General features: G+C 42.0%; 17 protein-coding genes. 11 read left to right on the forward strand and 6 right to left on the reverse strand.

Annotated elements, in window-relative coordinates:
* Positions 1-2 precede the first annotated feature (2 nt).
* Positions 3-617, forward strand: coding sequence for a nucleotidyltransferase family protein (locus ACOOE0_RS14380; protein ID WP_420399595.1), 615 nt, complete (start codon positions 3-5; stop codon positions 615-617).
* Complete coding sequence (locus ACOOE0_RS14385) at positions 604-1,686, forward strand: amidohydrolase family protein (protein WP_420399596.1); 1,083 nt, start codon at positions 604-606, stop codon at positions 1,684-1,686. The genes ACOOE0_RS14380 and ACOOE0_RS14385 overlap by 14 nt, the downstream gene beginning before the upstream one ends.
* Positions 1,687-1,688: 2 nt before the next feature.
* Here ACOOE0_RS14385 and ACOOE0_RS14390 read toward each other — a convergent pair whose 3' ends face one another.
* The gene (locus ACOOE0_RS14390; protein WP_420399597.1) at positions 1,689-1,832 is read right to left on the reverse strand and encodes a hypothetical protein; all 144 of its coding nucleotides are present in this window, start codon (positions 1,830-1,832) and stop codon (positions 1,689-1,691) included.
* A gap of 52 nt (positions 1,833-1,884) precedes the next feature.
* Positions 1,885-2,511 (reverse strand): GntR family transcriptional regulator, encoded by a 627-nt coding sequence (locus ACOOE0_RS14395; protein WP_420399598.1) that lies wholly within the window; start codon positions 2,509-2,511, stop codon positions 1,885-1,887.
* 268 nt (positions 2,512-2,779) lie between these two features.
* Between ACOOE0_RS14395 and ACOOE0_RS14400 the strand changes: the two genes are divergently transcribed.
* The 7 genes from ACOOE0_RS14400 to ACOOE0_RS14430 all read left to right on the forward strand — a co-directional run bounded on the left by ACOOE0_RS14400 (position 2,780) and on the right by ACOOE0_RS14430 (position 12,772).
* The gene (locus ACOOE0_RS14400; RefSeq protein WP_420399599.1) at positions 2,780-5,053 is read left to right on the forward strand and encodes a hypothetical protein; all 2,274 of its coding nucleotides are present in this window, start codon (positions 2,780-2,782) and stop codon (positions 5,051-5,053) included.
* A gap of 226 nt (positions 5,054-5,279) precedes the next feature.
* On the forward strand, positions 5,280-5,459 hold the full coding sequence (locus ACOOE0_RS14405) for a hypothetical protein (protein ID WP_420399600.1): 180 nt from the start codon (positions 5,280-5,282) through the stop codon (positions 5,457-5,459).
* Between the two features lie 148 nt (positions 5,460-5,607).
* The gene (gene treF / locus ACOOE0_RS14410; RefSeq protein ID WP_420399601.1) at positions 5,608-7,185 is read left to right on the forward strand and encodes an alpha,alpha-trehalase TreF; all 1,578 of its coding nucleotides are present in this window, start codon (positions 5,608-5,610) and stop codon (positions 7,183-7,185) included.
* 62 nt (positions 7,186-7,247) lie between these two features.
* A complete protein-coding gene (locus ACOOE0_RS14415; RefSeq protein WP_420399602.1) occupies positions 7,248-8,327 on the forward strand; it encodes a DUF2652 domain-containing protein in 1,080 nt (359 codons plus the stop codon).
* A gap of 34 nt (positions 8,328-8,361) precedes the next feature.
* A complete protein-coding gene (locus ACOOE0_RS14420) occupies positions 8,362-8,778 on the forward strand; it encodes a DUF3052 domain-containing protein (protein ID WP_420399603.1) in 417 nt (138 codons plus the stop codon).
* Between the two features lie 83 nt (positions 8,779-8,861).
* On the forward strand, positions 8,862-12,113 hold the full coding sequence (locus tag ACOOE0_RS14425; RefSeq protein ID WP_420399604.1) for a WD40/YVTN/BNR-like repeat-containing protein: 3,252 nt from the start codon (positions 8,862-8,864) through the stop codon (positions 12,111-12,113).
* Between the two features lie 8 nt (positions 12,114-12,121).
* Positions 12,122-12,772 (forward strand): class I SAM-dependent methyltransferase, encoded by a 651-nt coding sequence (locus ACOOE0_RS14430; RefSeq protein WP_420399605.1) that lies wholly within the window; start codon positions 12,122-12,124, stop codon positions 12,770-12,772.
* Here ACOOE0_RS14430 and ACOOE0_RS14435 read toward each other — a convergent pair.
* Positions 12,769-13,434 carry a glutaredoxin domain-containing protein gene (locus ACOOE0_RS14435; RefSeq protein WP_420399606.1) on the reverse strand — a complete coding sequence of 222 codons (666 nt, stop codon included), beginning with the start codon at positions 13,432-13,434 and terminating at the stop codon, positions 12,769-12,771. The two genes, ACOOE0_RS14430 and ACOOE0_RS14435, sit on opposite strands and share 4 nt — an antisense overlap.
* 135 nt (positions 13,435-13,569) lie before the next feature.
* Between ACOOE0_RS14435 and ACOOE0_RS14440 the strand changes: the two genes are divergently transcribed.
* Entirely contained in the window at positions 13,570-14,358 is a 789-nt protein-coding gene (locus ACOOE0_RS14440) for a hypothetical protein (RefSeq protein WP_420399607.1), read from the forward strand.
* Positions 14,359-14,427: 69 nt separating this feature from the next.
* On the opposite strand, the gene ACOOE0_RS14445 is transcribed toward ACOOE0_RS14440, so the two are convergent.
* The 3 genes from ACOOE0_RS14445 to ACOOE0_RS14455 form a co-directional block, all read right to left on the reverse strand.
* Positions 14,428-15,285 carry a hypothetical protein gene (locus ACOOE0_RS14445; protein ID WP_420399608.1) on the reverse strand — a complete coding sequence of 286 codons (858 nt, stop codon included), beginning with the start codon at positions 15,283-15,285 and terminating at the stop codon, positions 14,428-14,430.
* A gap of 27 nt (positions 15,286-15,312) precedes the next feature.
* Positions 15,313-17,382 (reverse strand): TonB-dependent receptor, encoded by a 2,070-nt coding sequence (locus tag ACOOE0_RS14450; RefSeq protein ID WP_420399609.1) that lies wholly within the window; start codon positions 17,380-17,382, stop codon positions 15,313-15,315.
* An 89-nt stretch (positions 17,383-17,471) separates the two neighbouring features.
* A complete protein-coding gene (locus ACOOE0_RS14455; RefSeq protein WP_420399610.1) occupies positions 17,472-17,849 on the reverse strand; it encodes a hypothetical protein in 378 nt (125 codons plus the stop codon).
* Positions 17,850-18,033: 184 nt separating this feature from the next.
* Between ACOOE0_RS14455 and ACOOE0_RS14460 the strand changes: the two genes are divergently transcribed.
* Positions 18,034-19,023 carry a PIG-L deacetylase family protein gene (locus ACOOE0_RS14460; RefSeq protein WP_420399611.1) on the forward strand — a complete coding sequence of 330 codons (990 nt, stop codon included), beginning with the start codon at positions 18,034-18,036 and terminating at the stop codon, positions 19,021-19,023.
* The last annotated feature ends 168 nt before the right edge of the window (positions 19,024-19,191 follow it).

Here is a 19,191-nt window from a genome sequence, read left to right on the forward strand (position 1 = left end):
TCATGACCAAAGAAATTTCAACGATTATTTTGGCTGCTGGGGCATCTACTCGTATGCAAGGAACTGTTAAACAGCTCTTAGCTTGGGGGAAGACCACCTTGTTGGGGAATGCCATTGAACAGGCCAAGCCAGTTTCTTCACAGGTTTATGTGGTTTTGGGGGCGAACGCCAAGCATATATCAGAATCTATGGAGATAAAGGCACATGTTGTCCATAACCCTGATTGGAAAACAGGAATGGGAAGCTCTATTGCTTTTGGTATAAATGAGGTTATAAAATCCAATGTAATCCCACAGGGAGTTTTGATTATGCTTGCAGACCAGCCATTAATAGATTCTTCTTTTTTGACCGAGCTAAAAACGAATTTTTTAGGCAGTTCTAGTAAAATTGTTGCCACCGAATATGAAAACGGACTTGGGGTTCCTGCCATTTTTCATCATTCCCTATTTGAAGAGCTGTTTGGATTAAATCAAAAATTTGGAGCTAGGAAGCTGATTTCCAAATACAAAAATGATTGTATATCCATTCCTTCTATGGATAAAGCTCTTGATGTTGATACCATTAATGATTATAATTATATCACTGAAAAACAAAAGGTTAATAATGAAAATATATAGTTTTACTTTAATCTTTTTTGTCTTATTTGGAACTGTTGCAGGTCAAGAAATGGGTTTTGAGGAATACAACCCAAAATCAACCTTGGTTGTACCGGAAAATCCTGTGAAGAGGGCAAAATTCACTTTTATTGACGTACATAGCCATCAGTTTAATATGGAATCCCAGGATTTGTCAGAGTTGATCAGGGATATGGATCAGATGAACATGGGGGTGATGGTGAACCTGAGTGGCGGCTCGGGAGCTGGGCTAAGGGCAAAGCTTAAAAACGTGAATGATAACTTTCCCAACCGATTTGTTGTCTTTGCAAATGTAGATTTTAGTGGCGTAGGTACCGCCAACTGGGGCGAATTGGCGGCGGCCCAATTGGAGTTGGATGTTGAAAGTGGTGCCAAAGGGCTTAAAATCTATAAAAGTCTAGGGCTGAGATACAAGGATAACGAGGGCAATCGGGTGGCCATAGATGACCCAAGACTGGATCCCGTTTGGGAGAAGTGTGCCGAATTGGGAATCCCTGTTTTGATTCATGCCGCAGACCCAAAATCGTTCTGGGATCCTATGGATAGCAGTAACGAGAGATGGTTGGAACTGAAAACCAGACCTAGAAGAAAGCGTTCTGCGACCAATCCCGCACCTTGGCAACAAATTATTGATGAGCAGCATAGGATGTTTAAAAAACACCCCAAAACCAAATTCATCAATGCCCACATGGGATGGTATGCCAATAATTTGGGTAGGTTAGGGGAGTTGATGGATGAAATGCCCAATATGTATGTGGGTATTGGCGCTATCATTGCTGAACTCGGACGTCAACCCAGGCAGGCCAAACAGTTTTTCATTAAATATCAAGACAGGATCTTATTTGGAAAGGATAGCTGGAAACCGGAGGAGTTCCCAACGTACTTTAGGGTTTTGGAAACGGCGGATGAGTACTTTCCCTACTATAAAAAATACCATGCATTCTGGGCTATGTACGGCTTGGACTTACCAAACGAAGTCTTGAAAAAGGTGTACTATAAAAATGCGGTGAAGTTGATTCCAGGGGTGGATACTTCCTTGTTCGAGGATTAAATCTACTTGGATTTCTGGGTTTGTTCACTTTCCAATTCTTGTTTTCCCAAATCTTGGAAAATGCCACAAGAAATCTGCTTTTTAATCAATGAATTGGCCGTCTTACGTTTGACCAGGGATTCAATTTCCTTATTTAAGAATTGCATAGGTGAGACCTTTATGGATTAACGCTGCCTCACTACTTTTAGTATTTAAAGGTCAAGCACTCAACTGTTTCTCCACATATTCCAGCACCACCATCCAGTTCATTTTAAGGATCAAGGCTGCCGTTGGAACGTTATTCTCCGCAATGGCATGAATAATTGCTTCATTTTGATTGTCCACATTTTCATAAAAACTGGCATCATTACCATATCCTTGCTCGTAAAATAGCAAGCGGGTTTTCAAATCCTCAAGAATTTGCAGCAATACAGTGTTCGTACAGTTTCTCACCAAAATATGATGGAAATCAAACCTGGCCTCCAATCTTTTAAAGGGGGTATGGGATTGCTGTAGCCTGATTTGCTGCCTTCTCAATGCCTCAATATCCGAATCGGTATATTGTGACCCCTCTACAGCCATAATTTCCAATTGTGCAACCGTCTCATAGATATTCTTTGCCTCCTGCCTACTAAGTTGGGTCACCACAAAACCCCTATTGGGTACCGCACAAATGACCCTGGATTGCTCCAGTTGGCTTAATGCTTCGCGAATTGGAGTTACACTTACTCCTAATTGACGCGATAATAGGGCAAGATTAATGGTTCTACCTACTTGGAGTTTTCCGTTTTGGATTTGATTGAGCAGATGGGATTTTACCTGGTTTCTAAGTATCTGAGGTTGCATACGGCTAAATATAAAGAATCGTATACGATTTTTATCCAAACATCGGTAAAGCACAATAAAACAAGGGCAAGGGACCAATCCGTTAGTAAAAAACACCTTTCTTGAATGCTACTTAGCATCAGTAAGGTTTTATTTGGAATGTTTAAAGGTGCAAAGCAACTCTTGTTTACTTTTCTGACAATTTTATTTAATTTGAGCTCTATATACGGAAGTCTTGATGAAACTCCTTTTTTCCCTAGTATGTATAATTGCGCTTCCAACAGTCTTAATGGCTCAAAGTACTTTTGAGACCAATATCCTTACCCCTTTAAAAAATCAGCAACCCTATTTTGAAAAAATCTTTATCCATACCAATAAGGAAATCTATTCCAAAACAGATGTAGTCTGGTTTAAGGTATATGTGGCAACCAAAACCAACATGCCCGCCTTGACCACTACGTTGGTTTACGTAGATTTATTTGATTCGGATGGCAATTTAATTGAGACAAACAATGTTTTGATCAATAAAGGTGTCGGCATTGGACAGTTTTTTTTAAGCGAAGACTTGCTAGGAAAAAATGTATACCTCCAGGCGTATACCAACTACATGAAGAATTTTGGTGAGGAAAATGTGTATCATCACCGGCTTGATTTGCTGGATAATGCCAATAGAAGGGAAGGTTTGTCAAACACGCTTTATGACATTCAATTTTTTCCAGAAGGTGGGAATTTTCTAGAGGGAGTTGAAAACACCATGGGGATTAAGGCTTTGGTGGACGGTGAGCATACTGGCTTTGAAGGATATGTGGTCAATTCCAAGAGAGAGAAAATTGTCAGTTTTTCTGAAGAACATTTGGGAATGGCCAAATGCAGTTTTGGTTATGCGGAAGGTGAACATTATGAAGCCGTTGTTCAAATTAGCGATACCATTATACGAAAACCACTGCCAAAGGCTAAAAGAACAGGATTTGCCCTATCTATCTCAAATAGAACCCAGGATAGCGTCATGATTCAGCTGCAGACCAATGAAAATACCATTAGGTCTTTTGAAGGAAACTACTCCCTTTTGTTATATCAAAAAAACCAGCTGATAGATTATTTATCAATTGATTCAATTAAATCAAACAAGATTGAAATTATAGCCGAAAAAAAGCTCTTTCACAATGGTGTCAATTCGGTTACCATTTTTAAAGGGGACACGCCCGTTCTAGGAAGAAAGTTCTTTATTGAAAGACCTGATAGTCCTAGGTCCAATATTGGGCTTCAACCTATAAAAAGGGAGCAAGATTCCATTTTGTACCAACTGACTACCTTGGATAGGGTTACAAAACATCCCATACGCACCAATCTTAGCGTTTCTGTACTTTCCGTTAACGATGACTACACATACGTCAATAGGGCAAGTATGGTTGGGGCATATTTATTGTTACCCTACATCCGCGGACATGTTGATAAACCATTCTATTATTTCAACGAAAGCAACAAGAAAAGATTGGAGCACTTAGACCTTCTACTTTTGACCCAAGGCTGGGTGCAGCATCAACAGATAATCCAAGAACTTCACCCGAAGGTCACAAACAACTTTGAACTTGGTTTTCATTTAAAAGGAAAAGTAGGTCCAATAGCATCGGACAGTCTGGTATTGTTGTCCAATAAAGATGAGATTATTGATAAAATATCGCTTCAAGGAAAAAAGGAGTTTGACTTTAAAAAACTACTCATTTATAAAGGGGACAGTATTAAAATAGCATTCTTGGAAAATGGTTCGGAGGCCATTAAGCCACAAACTTTGGTTGTGGATACCATCACCCGCATCTCACTTCCGCTAAGATGGGATGCATTACGAAAACCGCATGTACATGCTTTGGAGAGCAAGGATTTTTCTGATTTTTTTGACGAATTGGACAATGACAACATAACTCGTTTGGATGAAGTCGAGGTGAGCACCAAACAATTGAGCAAAAGACGTCTGGAGCGCAAACGATTAATTAAAAAATACAAACCCCTGGTCTCAAATATTGGGTTGTACTACAATATGGACATTTCAGATACGTATCGTTCCAAAAACGATAACATATTTCAATTCTTAAATAGGGACGGAGTGGTGTTGAACACTTGGAATGGTGAGGAATGGTATTTAACTGCTGGCAGCAAGGAGGCTCAATTGGTTGTTGATGGAAAACGGGCCGGATCTGATGACCTGCGCCATCTGAATTTGCGTATGACCGATGTTGAAAATGTGTTCGTGACATCCGTTAGAGGACATAGATCCTACCAAGTTTTCACTACGGACAACTATAAAAAGGGAATCGAAGAATTGTTTCAAGGGCATGTTGTTAAAAAAGGGTATGACAAATCTATAAAGTACTATACCCCATTGTATGAATTCAACAGGCAGCCCTTACCCATTAAGGAAATAGATTGGAAGCCTAAACTTGTTTCAGGCGAGAAGGGCAGGGTAACGTTCAAAATTTCCAACATCTCTTTGCCCAATCCAATGTTTCTGATACGGGGGTTCTCCTTGGAAGGGCATATTATTGAGGAAACAATTTCAATGGATTAGTGTACCTCCACGATGGATTAAGATAGAGGCAAAAATCCAGGATTATGTTTTTCTCACTTAAAGTTCTTCATTCTAGACTTGGCTTAACAAGTGGGGTTAAATCGGGTATTTTAAGTCTTCTTAGGTTGTATACAGCGAATTATACAGAATCGTATACGATTTACACATAAACATGCGTCAGCAGCTTTAAAAATGCTACATTAGGTAAAAATGAAAATGATTAGTCATGAAAAATGCAATCAAATACGCGCTCTTTTTAATGCTGTTTGGAGTGATGCTTTTGATGGCCTGCAGTAGTAGCAAATCAGATGATTACGAACCTCCTAGGGATGAGGAGGAAGCTCGGACACAGATGGTCACGGACAGTTTAAGCGCGGTTCAAAATTCTAGTGGGGTCAAAAATTGATTCAGTAACTACCACACCCGCATTCCAATGTCTCTCTCCTCGGAACCGTAGTTGTCTTGAATGAAGAATCACACCACGGGGTTCAGAAAATGGGATTAATTCCCTAATTTTCTGAACCTTTTTGTTTTTCAATACAATTCCCTTTCCAATGAAACTACGTTTTATCCCATTAGTGCTTCTTTGTTTGCTTATCATTTGCTGTAAGCAACAAGATTCGGTTAAACCCGAAAGTTTATATCAAACAGAACTGTTCAAGGATGTCCAGCTTTCCGGTTTGTTCAAGGATTCCAAAACCTTTGTGGACCTTGTTCCAAAAAAGCACTTTTTAGAACTGGAAACGGAGTACCTTCTTGCCAAACAGGAGGAGGGCTTTGACTTGTCTGCTTTTGTTGAAAATCACTTTGAGGACCAATCCATGAAAGCATTGGAATTTGAGACAGATACCACCAAAACCATGTATGAACACATTGCATTGATGTGGGATAAACTAACGCGAGGACCAGATGCTGTTGTGCCCCATGGTTCAAGGATATCACTACCCTATAAATACGTTGTACCAGGAGGAAGATTTCAGGAAATCTATTATTGGGATAGTTATTTTACGTTGGAAGGGCTTTTAGTGGCTGGCAGGGATGATTTGGCCGCCAATATGGTGGACAACTTTAGTTTTTTGATTGATTCCGTTGGTTTTATACCAAACGGTACACGCAATTATTACAGAACAAGGTCGCAGCCTCCATTCTACGCACTAATGGTGGGAGCTATAGCTCGAAAGGATCATGAGATAACTGTAAAGTACTTGCCCCAGCTAATTAAAGAATATGAGTTTTGGATGAACGGATCCGCTGATGACATAAGTGAGGACCCTATCGAACATGTGGTTCCCATGGGGCAATCCAACTTTTTGAATCGCTACTGGGACAAGGGAACAAGCCCTAGGCCGGAAGCTTACAAGGAAGACCTGCATTTGGCCAGTGAACTGCCTACAGATTCATCCAAACTGTCTCTATACAAGAACTTAAGGTCGGCGGCAGCTTCTGGATGGGACTTTAGTTCTCGTTGGTACGGTGAAAAAGGGAAATTTGAAACCACCGAAACCACCGCCATCTTACCTATTGACCTGAATTGCTTGTTGTATTATTTGGAGCAACTTATTGCAACTGGAGCAAATCTGGACGGTAAGCTCGAACAAGCAGAAAAATACGGTCAGCTTGCCAAAAAAAGAAGCGCATTGATTCAGGAATACCTTTGGAATCAAGAAGAAGGATTCTATCTGGACTACAATTTTGAAAAGGAAGGCAGTACACCCAATCCAACTTTGGCAGCCATGTTTCCACTTTATTTTGAAATAGCTACCCAAGAACAGGCAAACATGGTAAAGGAAGTTATCATGACCCAATTTTTAAAGGATGGTGGTTTGTTAACTACCTTGGAGCATTCCGGACAACAATGGGACGCCCCCAATGGCTGGGCGCCGCTGCAGTGGATTGCCGTTAAAGGCCTCTTGAATTACGGTTTCAAAGAAGAAGCTATCGAAATCATGCATCGCTGGTTGGCCTTAAATGAAAAGGTTTACAAGAATACCGGTAAAATGATGGAAAAGTACAATGTTGAGGATTTAAGCCTGTTATCAGGGGGAGGGGAGTATGAGACTCAAGATGGCTTTGGCTGGACCAATGGAGTGGCGCTTGGCTTCAAGCAACTATTGACGAAGTTGGAGGAGTAAACCGTTTGACGTAAGTTTCTTTTTCCAGACCAGACTATTTAGTGTAACATTCAATCAAAAACATGTCCAAATCCCTTTTGTTCATTCCAGATATCTCTGGATATACCAAGTTTATCCAGACTACCGAGATAGAACATAGCCAACATGTAATATCAGAATTATTGGAAGTGTTGGTGAATGCCAACACCCAAGATTTAAAACTGGCGGAAATTGAGGGTGATGCCCTTTTCTTTTACAAAGAGAATGAAGTGCCTTCCCAAGAAAATCTGCTAGCACAAATAGAGTCCATGTTCACGGCTTTTTATAGCCACCTAAAGATGTTGGAGAAAAATAGGGTTTGCCCTTGCAATGCTTGCGCCACAGCTCCCAACCTACAGCTCAAGATCATTGCCCACAGTGGACATCTACAGCATATTGAAGTGCAGGGCACCCGAAAACCCTTTGGAGAACAAGTGATAGAAGCCCATAGATTACTAAAAAATTCCGTGGCCAGCGATAACTATACGCTGATAAGTCGGAAATTGGCATTGGACATTATGTTATCCCCATATTATTCCAGCAAGATGTTCAGGTTTAGGCAAGGCTCGGACATCTATGATGAGAAAGAAGTGGAATACATCTATTCGTTGATCGATCCCAAGGAGTTGAAACTCCGAAGTTTTGTCCAACCCAAATTGCTAAAATTTGATGAACCTCCCCAAGTTGTAGTGGAACAGGATTTCCCAGCTCCGGCACAGGAAGTTATGGAAAACATTACGAATTATGCGCTTCGGCACAATTGGCAGCAAGGAGTGGATAAATTGGAATACAACGAACATGAGGTTACCAGACTAGGAAGTGAACATACCTGTGTGATCAACGGTAAACATCTGGATTTTATAACCATTTCCAAGGAGACCGATCCCGGAAATTTGATTTATGGCGAACTGACCCATAACCATCCTCTGTTTGATGACTTTTATCAATTCTATATTTTTTCACCAAACCCGGATGGATCCAGCCACTTAAAAGTTGAGTTCTATTGGGAATCAAAGTCCCTGATAAAAAGAATTTTAGGATTCTTTCTAGGCAAAAAGGCAGTTGAAAAAAGTGCTAGGGGAGCAATTGACAACCTATATCACTTTATGAAGGCAAAAGATTGACCAATTTGTTTTAATTTGGTGTAAAACGAACATTTTGAAAACAACTTCAGGGTATTCAGGAACTCCTCTGGCTAAGAAATTGGGGATAAAGGAAGGGTTTAGCATCTTGGTCGTGAACCAACCTAAACATTATTTGGATTTATTTTCTGATCTACCATCTGGAATTTCTTTTAAAGAACAGGCCCCGTCAGAATCTGTTGATTTCATTCATTTATTCTGCACTACCAGATCTGAACTTGCAGAAGCTGTTGAAATCTACAAACCTGCTCTAAAAAAAACTGGCTTGTTATGGGTGAGTTGGCCCAAGGGAAGTTCCAAAATAACAACAGATCTTAAACGAGACCCGATAAGGGAACATCTTTTGGCTATAGGTTTGGTGGACACCAAAGTAGCGGCTGTGGACGAGGATTGGAGCGGCTTAAAATTTGTTTATCGAATAAAGGATAGATAAACTCATTTTTTCACATTTTTTTTAGATTTAAGGCTGATGTATTTACTTATCTTTCAGCGACTAATTCAATCTAATTTTTTAAAATGAAACACCGCTTGAGAATTTATTCAGCAATCCTATCTCTTTTTGTTTTTTCCCTTCACTTAACCGCCCAAAAACCAGATTCAACAACCTTTAAAGGACTCGAATTCAGAAGTCTGGGCCCAGCTCTTACTTCGGGTCGAATTGCAGACATTGCCATCCATCCAAAAAATGAAAGTGTTTGGTATGTGGCCGTTGGTTCTGGTGGAGTCTGGAAAACCATCAATAATGGAACTACATGGAAACCAATTTTTGACAAACAGGCCAGCTATTCCATTGGCTGTGTTACCATTGATCCAAATAACCCAAGCACCATTTGGGTAGGTACAGGAGAAAATGTTGGAGGTAGACATGTTGGTTTTGGAGACGGTATTTATGTGAGTCATGACGAAGGAAAGACATGGAAAAACATGGGCCTGAAATCTTCCGAGCATCTTTCAAAAATCATTGTCCATCCAGAAAACTCGAATGTTATTATGGTGGCATCCCAGGGGCCACTTTGGAGCAAAGGTGGTCAACGTGGATTCTATAAGTCCGCGGATGGTGGAAAGACGTGGCGTAAAACATTGGGCAACAATGAATGGACCGGTGTTACGGATATTGCCATGGACCCTACCAACCCAGATGTAATCTATGCAGCCACTTGGGACAGACACAGAACGGTTGCTGCGCTTATGGGCGGTGGACCTGGTTCCGGACTTCATAAAAGCACGGACGGAGGTGAGACTTGGACCAAATTGAGTAACGGACTTCCCAAATCCAATATGGGTAAAATTGGTCTTGCGCTATCACCCTTCAATAATGAAACCCTATATGCTGCCATTGAATTGGATAGAAGAAAAGGTGGGGTTTACATTTCCAAAAATGGAGGAGCTTCTTGGACAAAGCAATCGGATGCGGTATCTGGAGCCACAGGGCCACACTACTATCAAGAATTGTATGCGTCACCCCATCATGAGGGGAAATTGTTTCTCATGAACAACGTGGTACAAGTATCTGATGATCATGGAAAGACCTTTACATCCATGAACGAGGAGAAAAAGCACGTGGACAGTCATGCCATGGCCTTTAAGAAATCTGATCCAAACTATGTTCTCTTTGGAACAGATGGTGGATTATATGAATCCTACGACTTGACAAAAACCTGGAGGTATTTTGGAAATCTTCCCTTGACCCAGTATTATAAGGTAGCGGTGGATGATTCTGCTCCCTTTTACAATATTTATGGCGGAACACAGGACAACGGCTCCCATGGAGGACCGTCTAGAACCGCAAGCAGTGAGGGAATCTTAAATTCCGACTGGTGGATTACGTTGGGTGCTGACGGACACCAGTCTGCTACTGAACCTGGAAATCCAGATATCACTTACGGTGAATTCCAGCAGGGTTGGCTATGGCGAATAGATCAAACTACAGGAGAAACGGTATTCATTCAACCGCAACCTGCAGCTGGGGAACCACATGAAAGATTCAATTGGGATGCGCCTATTTTGGTTAGTCCACACAAACCAACTCGCTTGTATTTTGCGTCCTACCGCGTTTGGAAATCCGAGAATAGGGGAGATGAATGGACTGCGATTTCAGGCGATTTGACAAGAAATGAGGAGCGCTTGAACTTACCCATCATGGGACGTCAGCAAAGCTGGGACAACTCGTGGGATGTGTTGGCCATGTCCAATTACAATACAATAACTTCCCTGGCTGAGTCACCGGTTCAAGAGGGTTTGATCTATGCTGGAACGGATGATGGAATTCTTCAGGTTACGGAGAATGGGGGCACTAGCTGGAGAAGGATTAACCTAGGCACCATTAAAGGAGTGCCTTCCAGAGCTTTTGTAAACGATGTTAGGGCTGACCTTTATGATGCCAATACGGTGTATTTGGTATTGGATAATCACAAGGAAGGTGATTTCAAACCTTACATCCTAAAAAGTACAGACAAAGGAAACAGCTGGACCTTCATCAATGGAAACCTTCCAAAGCGATTGATTACCTGGAGGATTGTACAGGACCATAAGAAAAAAGGCCTCCTGTTTGCAGCAACCGAATTCGGAATTTATTTCACCAACAACGGTGGTTCCAGCTGGATGCAGTTGGACGGTGGATTACCAACCATTTCCTTTAGGGATTTAACCATTCAAAGAAGGGAAGATGACTTGGTTTGCGCTTCGTTTGGACGTGGATTCTATGTATTGGATGATATCTCTGCCCTAAGGGATTTTGACACTTCCAAAATGGGAGAGGCTACCCTTTACAAAGTAAAACCGGCTTATTGGTACATCGAAAAAGACGGGGTTTACGGTCAGGGCAATACGAAATATGTGGCAAAAAATCCACCTTACGGAGCGGTCTTTACTTATTTCCTTCCGGAAAAACTGAAAACTCTGAAGGAGGAAAGAGCCAAGCGTGAGAAAACATTGAACAAGCAGAAGTCAAGTATTGCTTTCCCTGGTTGGGAGGCCTTGGATAAAGAAAACAATCAGGAAAAACCTGAGTTGGTGCTTTTGGTAAGGGATGCTGCAGGAAATGTGGTCAATTCTGTAAAGGGAACCAATAAAAAAGGATTCAACAGAGTATCCTGGGATTTAAAATATGCAGATAGAACCGGCATCAAACTTGAAAAACCCAAAGGAGGTGATGACGACTTTTTAGGTTCGCCGTATACGGCAACCCCTGGGAATTATTCGGTTACGCTATACCAGCGAGTCAATGGCGAGTTAAAAGAACTTTCGGAATCTCAAAACTTTGAGGTGAAACCGCTTAGAAAAGGTGCGCTGCCTGCCAAACCTACCAGCGAGATTGATGCCTTTAGGAAGCAGTTCCAAGCTTTTCAGCAGAATATGACCGCAACGAACACCAATTTGGATAGAAGCATTGCCAAGGTAGATGCTATGAAGCGCGCCTTTGATCAAGCTTCAAACCCAACCGCGGCATTGTCCTCTAAAATTTATGATGTTAGATCTCAATTGCAGGCCATCAAAAAGACAATGACGGGAAGCCCATCCAGAAATGAGGTAGGAGAGAAGAACCCGCCTTCACCTGGAGATGGAGCATTTATTGGGCAGGTAGCATTGGGTAATACGTATGGGCCTACCGGTAACCACAAAGCTGCCTTACAAAGGGCCAGCAAGCAATTAAGCGATGTTAAAAAGGAGCTTAATGCCCTTATAAAAAGTACCATTCCGTCCATTGAGGCAGAGCTGAAAGCTGCCGGCGCCCCATGGATTGAAGGGCAAGGCCTAATTGAGGATTGATTCCAAAAATGATAAAATACCATTCCACGCTTTGGCTTTTCTTTCTGGGTATGGTTGTCTGTGAGGCACAGTACACCGAGGAAGATTGGCCAGAGCGTGATTTATGGATGAAGACCGAATACCTATTGCAACTTTCGGGGATCGAAAGCGGTGATAAGGTAGCGGATATAGGATGCCATGAAGGATATTTGTCCATTCGGTTGGCGCGTCTGGTTAAGAACGAGGGTAGGGTATATGCGGTAGACGTCCGTTCGGACCGATTGGAAACCTTAAGGGAAAATGCCTCGGACCGTAACCTTAAAAACATCATTACCATTAGAGGGGATTATGACGACCCAAAACTTCCGGAGGATGAACTCGATGCCATATTCATTATCGATACCTATCATGAAATGGATTCCCATGAGAAAATCCTAAGACACGTCAAGGATGCATTAAAAGTGGGAGGGAAGGTGATGCTAATGGAAAAATTGAAGGATAGGGTCAGGGGTAAATCCAGAAGAGATCAGGTAAATGCCCATTCCTTGGGGCCAAAATACGTACGAAGGGAATTACGTCAAGCTGGTTTTACAATAATTTCCGAAATCGAAGATCATGGAGATTGGGAACGTGATGAAAGTAAACAAATGTGGGTCATCATAGCCCAAAAACAGCCTTAATCCTTTTCTACTTCCTCCATCATCTGGTCAAAAGAAGTAATCCAACTGTACAATCTTCCATCCAAACTTATAATGGGACTGGACAATGAATCCATTTCTTGGGTGGACTTTGCCAAGAACTTGCCCAATTGTTCCTTTACCTCAGGTTTTTCATCCAACGAAACACTCCTGAAAATGTAATTTTTGGAACTAAGTTGACTAACAATACTATCACAGCTTGCGCAGCCGGAAGAGGTGTAAATGGTTATTTGCTTTTTAGGCTTGATTTTGGGTGGTGGAATGTCCAACACCTCAAATTCCTTTTTCAACGCCCGCTTGGAAAGACTATCGTTCGTCTTTAAAGTTTTGGTATACACCGGCTGCTTGTCCCGCATCAAAATAATGGTCTTCAAATGAACCCTCGAAGCCGCAGGAACCCTAATCCATCTTGGCTTGGCCGCACTTTGTCTAAAATTACTTCCTTTGACTTCGAACAATACGTCATAGTCTGTAAATGTCCTATTTTCAGCGAAAAAGGCAATTCGGTTCTTGCTTTTGGTTTCTGTAACCTTTACAGGTCCTACTTGGGCAGATAGGTGACTTACCACAAGGCAAAACACTATGGTCAAAGCCTTTTTCAAGTTCTGTGATCCAATAAATTCTTTGTAAACAAGTAATAGCATACTGTAAAATAAGACAAATCCTTGGATTTTTACTGATATTGGGAATGAAGCGCGCATTTTATCGATTTGTTCCCTTGGATGACACTAAAGCCCATTCCTGTTACGTTAGTGCAACAACCCATAAACTATCGTAACATGAACAGACTTAATAGCACTTGGAAAACTATAGCCCTATTTTCATTGATAATTGCCGTTTTCCAATCTTGTAGTGAGGATGCCGTTGCCACTGGCGATCAAACACTGACGGAAGCTAACCTTCAAACTATTCTGAGCACGGATGACATAGCAGGCACTGCGGATAACGCGCTTGCTGAATTGTTTGCCAACAGCGCTGCGGCTAAGTCGGCCAAGGGAAGCAATGACTGTTATTCTGCCGAGTACACAGATACCGGATTCGTGGCCACTTTTAATAACTGTGTCCTGAATGGCACTGATAATGTTAACGGTACCTTGACGGTTACCTATGAAGTTGGAAATGAAACTGCAGCCTTTACAGCGGTGTACGAAGATTTTTATGTAGGTGATATCAAAATCAATGGTACCAGAGCTTATGCTCTTTCTGCCAACTCGGAGCAGAATGCCATATCATTTACAGTAGAGAGTGATATGACCATTGAAATGGAGGATGGAAGCATTATTTCTGAAAACGGGACCAAAACTTTTAGTTTCACCTTTGGCGATTCTTTGGAAAACAGCACGTTCAGCTTATCAGGAACCTGGCAGGTGGAGGCCGATGGCGATACCTATTCCGTTTCCACGGTAAGTGACCTTCAGGGCGCCTTAGGTTGCGAATACTTGACCAGTGGAAGCATGAACGTTGCCAAAAATGGACTGACCATCTTAGTTGATTTTGGGGAAGGGGAGTGCGATGATGACGCGACGCTAACCTATCCCGATGGTACGGTTCAGGATATCAAACTTTAAAACTAAATAGTTACATCATAAAAAAGACCACCTTTTAAAGGTGGTCTTTTTCGTTCCTAAAGAATTCGCTTAAAACTCCAATTCAAAATATAAACTACTACTTTCGTTGTCGTCTGTAACTTCCTCTCCCTTAATTACTTCACTGTTATTATTTTCCAACACCATATTGATTTTCCAATAGCCTGTCATGGTCAGGGACAACTTACCTTGATAGCTTTTGGATTCGGCATCGTAAATAAGGGGTTCATTGTTGGGTGAACTATGGTTGCCCATACCTGGCATTCGGGGATCTATATTTACCTTGTAATTTTCAACCAATGGGAAGGACATCATGTTCTCCATCTTAAACAGCATAGCTGAAATGTCGTTTACCGCAACTTCGGGCTCCAGTGGCATCATGGCGAGGACATAACGCGTTTCGTCAGCTCCCATGAATACCGATACTTTCTGATTTCCATCCGCAGGGGCAATGACCTCAATTTGTTTGGAAACCGTAAAGGTTTCCCCATCCACGGTATATTCCACTTCCATTTCCCAATATTCCTCAGAATTCCCAGGCATTTGGAATACGGCATAACCCTTATAGACCGAGGTGTTCTCGGTCACGGTAATACTGGATTTTGGACAGGAATGCATCATTTCTGTCATGTGCATCATCGGTTTCCAGGAAATCTCGGCATTGGAGATGTAGGTATCGCTTGACTCATCTTTAATTCGAAGAAAGAGTTCATTGTAACCCACAGTAAACGCTTGCTGAGCTTCTGAATAAATCTCCACGCTATGGGTATTGGATTCAATAGCGGTCAGCATTACATAATCCGATAGGGGGTTATCATCAATTATTATAGGGTCGTCTTCACTGTCAGAACAGGATGAAAATCCCAATATCAGTGTTAGTGCTATTAAAAAAGGTCTTATTGTTTTCATAGTTGATGTATTTCTGTTTTTAATGATTTAATTAATGGCGTAGGAAACGGTCATATAAAAATTCCGCCCCATTCTTGGAATATTGTTCCAATCGGTATAGGTGGAGTAGAAGGTGTCAAACACATTCTCAACTCCGGCTTTTACAAGCATTTTGTCTTTTTGAATTGAAAAGGTCTTTCCCACTGATGCAGAAAACACCGTATAGGCAGTTGTTCGGTCTTCCCCAAACTCTGGATTGAAGTTTACTTGATCGGCCGCACCCTTCATACCAACCGAACCTGAAAAACTTCCTTTTCCATATTGCAATTGGGCTGAATATGAAAGCGGGCTAATAAAGGGGAGGTTCCTGTTATCTTGATCCTTACCTCGATGGTAGGTAACCATACCGCTAAGGTCAAGGTCTGGGCTAAACTCATAGCTAGCATCCAAACCGAGATTATAAAGCGTGGCATAATCCAGGTTGTTGTAGACCTTAACGCCTTCCGCACCAATGGTCATAACATCTAGGTTGGGGCTTACCTCCCCAATGATATAATCCATGGTATGGAAGTAATTGGCATCCAATCCCAGACTGAGTTTTTCCAAAGGCACGGATAGCTTCAGTTTGGCTTCAAGGGCCTTCTCGTTCTTTAAGTCTGGATTCCCGATGTAGTCATGGTTGTCAAAACTGTTGAACAGATAAAATCCAAAACCTTCGGACACGGTGGGAGCCCTGTCACCATAAGATAATCCACCAGTGAAGTGAACCGTCTTAAACTTCTTGTGATACTGCGCAGCCACACTTTTTAAAAAGCGGGTTTGACGCTGTTCCATTTCAGGATAAAAAATGCGTAGGCTGTTAAGCCCAAAGGAATCTGCAATGTTGAAACCTTGTACGGTTGCTCTTGCAGATAACTTTAAGGTTCCTGAACCGATCTCAATTTTATCCTCTCCGTATAAACCGGTATTCAAGGTTCTTACATCGGGCCAAGTCAGCATAAACATTTCTTGCTGATTGGGATCGTTGGGATACATGGTCATCTCGGCTAAAGAACGGTTGTAAAACCCATCCACTTTGAGCAAAAGCGTGTGCTCGTCCAATTTTAATTGCGCCTGGGAGAAAAATCCATAGGTATCGCTCCATCCAGGCATATCCATCCGAATGGGAACATCCGGACGCTGGCTATCATCCATCACGTGGGTAATGGAATTGGCATAGAGCTTGGTTTCCCATTGCTCAAAATCCCCAATAAAATTGGATTGCTCCCAGCTGACAGAGCCAATGAAAGCACGGGCCAGAGAAACATCCATGGGCAGGGCTGGATACCCAACATCACGAGCCTCATCAAATATAAAACTGGCCAAAAGCTGTTTTCCTTCGGCTACCTTATATCCTGCATTTGCAGAGAGATTATACTTTTCAAATTGGGAATAGGCTATTTCCTCACCGTTACCATCCACATAATTATCTGCCTTTCGATAAATAATATCCGTATCCAGATAAAACTGTTCATTGGAATAGTTGAGTTCCCCACCCACAATTTGGGCCATATTGTTGCTTTCAAACCCTGTTTCAATGGATGCGGTCCAATCCAGAGGTCTAAAATTGCTCTTCTCCAGACGTAGGTCTATGGCGCCTCCAATGGTTGCGCCCTGTTTAGCTCCCTGCTGTCCGCCGGTCACATGAACATCGGACAGATTGGAAACATCCACGTAGGAGGTTATCGGGTCCATACGGTCCGTGCAGGCTCCAAAAATGCGCATCCCATCAATGGTCACTGCCAAACGTTCGGTGCCCATGTCATTTAAAATGGGCTCCCAGGCATAGGCACCCCGTTTGACCAAGTTTACTTTTTTGGAAGATTCCAAATACTCGTCCAAGGTGGAGAGTGGTTTGTGATGCGATTCGTGTTCCAGGTATTTTTTGTACGAAGAAATAAGTATCACCTCTTCCAGACTTACTGGCAAAATAGATGGGGTAAAACTATCCTGTTGGAGCTCCTGCCCATTCAATTGTCCAAAACATGGTAACAGACAAAGTAGGTAGCGTAGTAAAGTTTTTCTGTTGGGCATAATTCCTTCCAAGGAACATTGCCCAAGATTACTAATGAATTTCATCCTGATTGTTATTAAAAGAGTTCTTAGGAAAGGGTAGTTGTGCCAGTAGGGGAGCGCCCCCTGCAATCAAACAACTACAACAAATAACATCAGGCGAGTTCTGGAGGTTGGCTTATCTCCACTACAAAAAGCTTGGAAATCAGTAGGGGAGTTCCAGTAAATTTAGCTTTGGAAGTATTGGAGAACTGGGTTCCAAGTCCAGTAGCCAATAAAGTCTGAAAAAAGACGGGATGTTGGATTTCTGTGTTTGGATTATGTTCCCCAAATGGATTTTGTTCGTCTTGCTCTGCGCTTTTCTCCAGTTGCTTGGCCAGATAACATTTACCATTACATTGAAGCTGTGGTTTCTCCTTGTTTTCGCACAGCACCGTAACTATGTAATCGTAATTGGCCACGTATTCCACAACGGGCCAAAGCGGTTGTACCATCATGGATAAAGCAACGAAAAGAGTCACAAAGCTTTTCATGTGCACAAAATTAGAGGGGTGCAGTTCCAAATAATATGACAATTATCAGATTTAGGATAATTATATCCTTTTTAGTACTTCGGATTGCAGAATCTCTATTCCCAATGGGTATAATCGGTTCTGAAAGATGCTCTCTTACAGCGGGATAATGGTGTATCTTTGAGAGAACCACAACCCAACAATTATGGAACGAAGATCATTTATAGGCAAAAGTGTAGCCATGGGACTCCTACCTTCATTCCCCAAATCTTTTGAACATTCCCAAATAATCAACAATACAGACAAGATCACTGTAGAAAAACATGTGTCGGGCCAACCGCACAAGGGCAAGGTTTTGGCTGCCATCCAGCCCCATAATGATGACATTGCCCTGTTTGCTGGGGGAACCGTGGCCAAACTCATTAAGGAAGGGTATACGGGATATCTAATTCGCACGAGTAACGACGACCATGCCGGGAGGGGAGCCACGGTAGGAGAAGTGATCCATAACAATGAAAAAGACAACGAACGGGTGGCCAAAGCCTTGGGACTGTCCAAAGTTTACGATTTGGGGTATAGAAACCATAGAATGGATAATATCAGCATCCAAGAGTTAAGGGGGAGGCTTATTTTTCTGTTTCGGCTGCTGAAAGTGGATACCATAATTACCTATGATCCCTGGGGACATTATGAGGAGAACCCTGATCATTACATTACCGCCATGGCGGTAGAATCGGCCAGATGGATGTCTGCCGGGAGGTTGGATTATCCAGAGCATTTTGAAACCGGCTTAAAACCCCATGCAGCTGCTGAACGGTACTATTTTGCAAGAGGGCCTCAGTTGGTCAACAGGATTGTGGAAACCACCCAGAGCATTGATAAAAAAGTGCATGCCAATGCGGTGATAACTACCCAAGGTCCAGGTGGTGAAGCCGGGGCACGGCTAAAGAAAAGTCTTTCCGAGAAAGGAAAACGGCTACCCATTTTGGGTGATGATGATAAAACGGCCAACGCGAATTACATTAAGCATTTTGTGCTGGATATAGATTCGCAACGTATGCGCGGCGTTCCTTCAGATAAGGAAATTGGAAAGCCTTATGGACTGGAATGGGCCGAACGTTTCCATTATATAGGCCCGGAACCCTCTAAGTTATCTACATATATTGAGGAGCATGCGGTTGATAAAAAGCCTTAAAAGGAAAATTTTATCAAATATTCAATAGAATGGAACTGGGGGATAGTAATTAGGGTATTCTCAGGCTTTGAAATATTCTATTTTACAAGTATCCAATGTCATTTGTTCATAAACTCTAAAACAGGCTTATAAATCAAGCTATTCAAGCTCATGCTGTAAAAAAGTGTT

The sequence above is a fragment of the Flagellimonas sp. genome (assembly GCF_965215805.1).
GTDB lineage: Bacteria > Bacteroidota > Bacteroidia > Flavobacteriales > Flavobacteriaceae > Flagellimonas.

Coding starts and splice junctions, on each gene's coding strand:
- ACOOE0_RS14395 (WP_420399598.1), bottom strand. CDS start 2,511: ATGCAACCTCAGATACTTAGAAACCAGGTAAAATCCCATCTGCTCAAT.
- ACOOE0_RS14460 (WP_420399611.1), top strand. CDS start 18,034: ATGGAACGAAGATCATTTATAGGCAAAAGTGTAGCCATGGGACTCCTA.
- ACOOE0_RS14450 (WP_420399609.1), bottom strand. CDS start 17,382: ATGAAATTCATTAGTAATCTTGGGCAATGTTCCTTGGAAGGAATTATG.
- treF (WP_420399601.1), top strand. CDS start 5,608: ATGAAACTACGTTTTATCCCATTAGTGCTTCTTTGTTTGCTTATCATT.
- ACOOE0_RS14440 (WP_420399607.1), top strand. CDS start 13,570: ATGAACAGACTTAATAGCACTTGGAAAACTATAGCCCTATTTTCATTG.
- ACOOE0_RS14405 (WP_420399600.1), top strand. CDS start 5,280: ATGAAAAATGCAATCAAATACGCGCTCTTTTTAATGCTGTTTGGAGTG.
- ACOOE0_RS14380 (WP_420399595.1), top strand. CDS start 3: ATGACCAAAGAAATTTCAACGATTATTTTGGCTGCTGGGGCATCTACT.
- ACOOE0_RS14425 (WP_420399604.1), top strand. CDS start 8,862: ATGAAACACCGCTTGAGAATTTATTCAGCAATCCTATCTCTTTTTGTT.
- ACOOE0_RS14400 (WP_420399599.1), top strand. CDS start 2,780: ATGGCTCAAAGTACTTTTGAGACCAATATCCTTACCCCTTTAAAAAAT.
- ACOOE0_RS14430 (WP_420399605.1), top strand. CDS start 12,122: ATGATAAAATACCATTCCACGCTTTGGCTTTTCTTTCTGGGTATGGTT.
- ACOOE0_RS14415 (WP_420399602.1), top strand. CDS start 7,248: ATGTCCAAATCCCTTTTGTTCATTCCAGATATCTCTGGATATACCAAG.
- ACOOE0_RS14445 (WP_420399608.1), bottom strand. CDS start 15,285: ATGAAAACAATAAGACCTTTTTTAATAGCACTAACACTGATATTGGGA.
- ACOOE0_RS14455 (WP_420399610.1), bottom strand. CDS start 17,849: ATGAAAAGCTTTGTGACTCTTTTCGTTGCTTTATCCATGATGGTACAA.
- ACOOE0_RS14385 (WP_420399596.1), top strand. CDS start 604: ATGAAAATATATAGTTTTACTTTAATCTTTTTTGTCTTATTTGGAACT.
- ACOOE0_RS14390 (WP_420399597.1), bottom strand. CDS start 1,832: ATGCAATTCTTAAATAAGGAAATTGAATCCCTGGTCAAACGTAAGACG.
- ACOOE0_RS14435 (WP_420399606.1), bottom strand. CDS start 13,434: ATGCTATTACTTGTTTACAAAGAATTTATTGGATCACAGAACTTGAAA.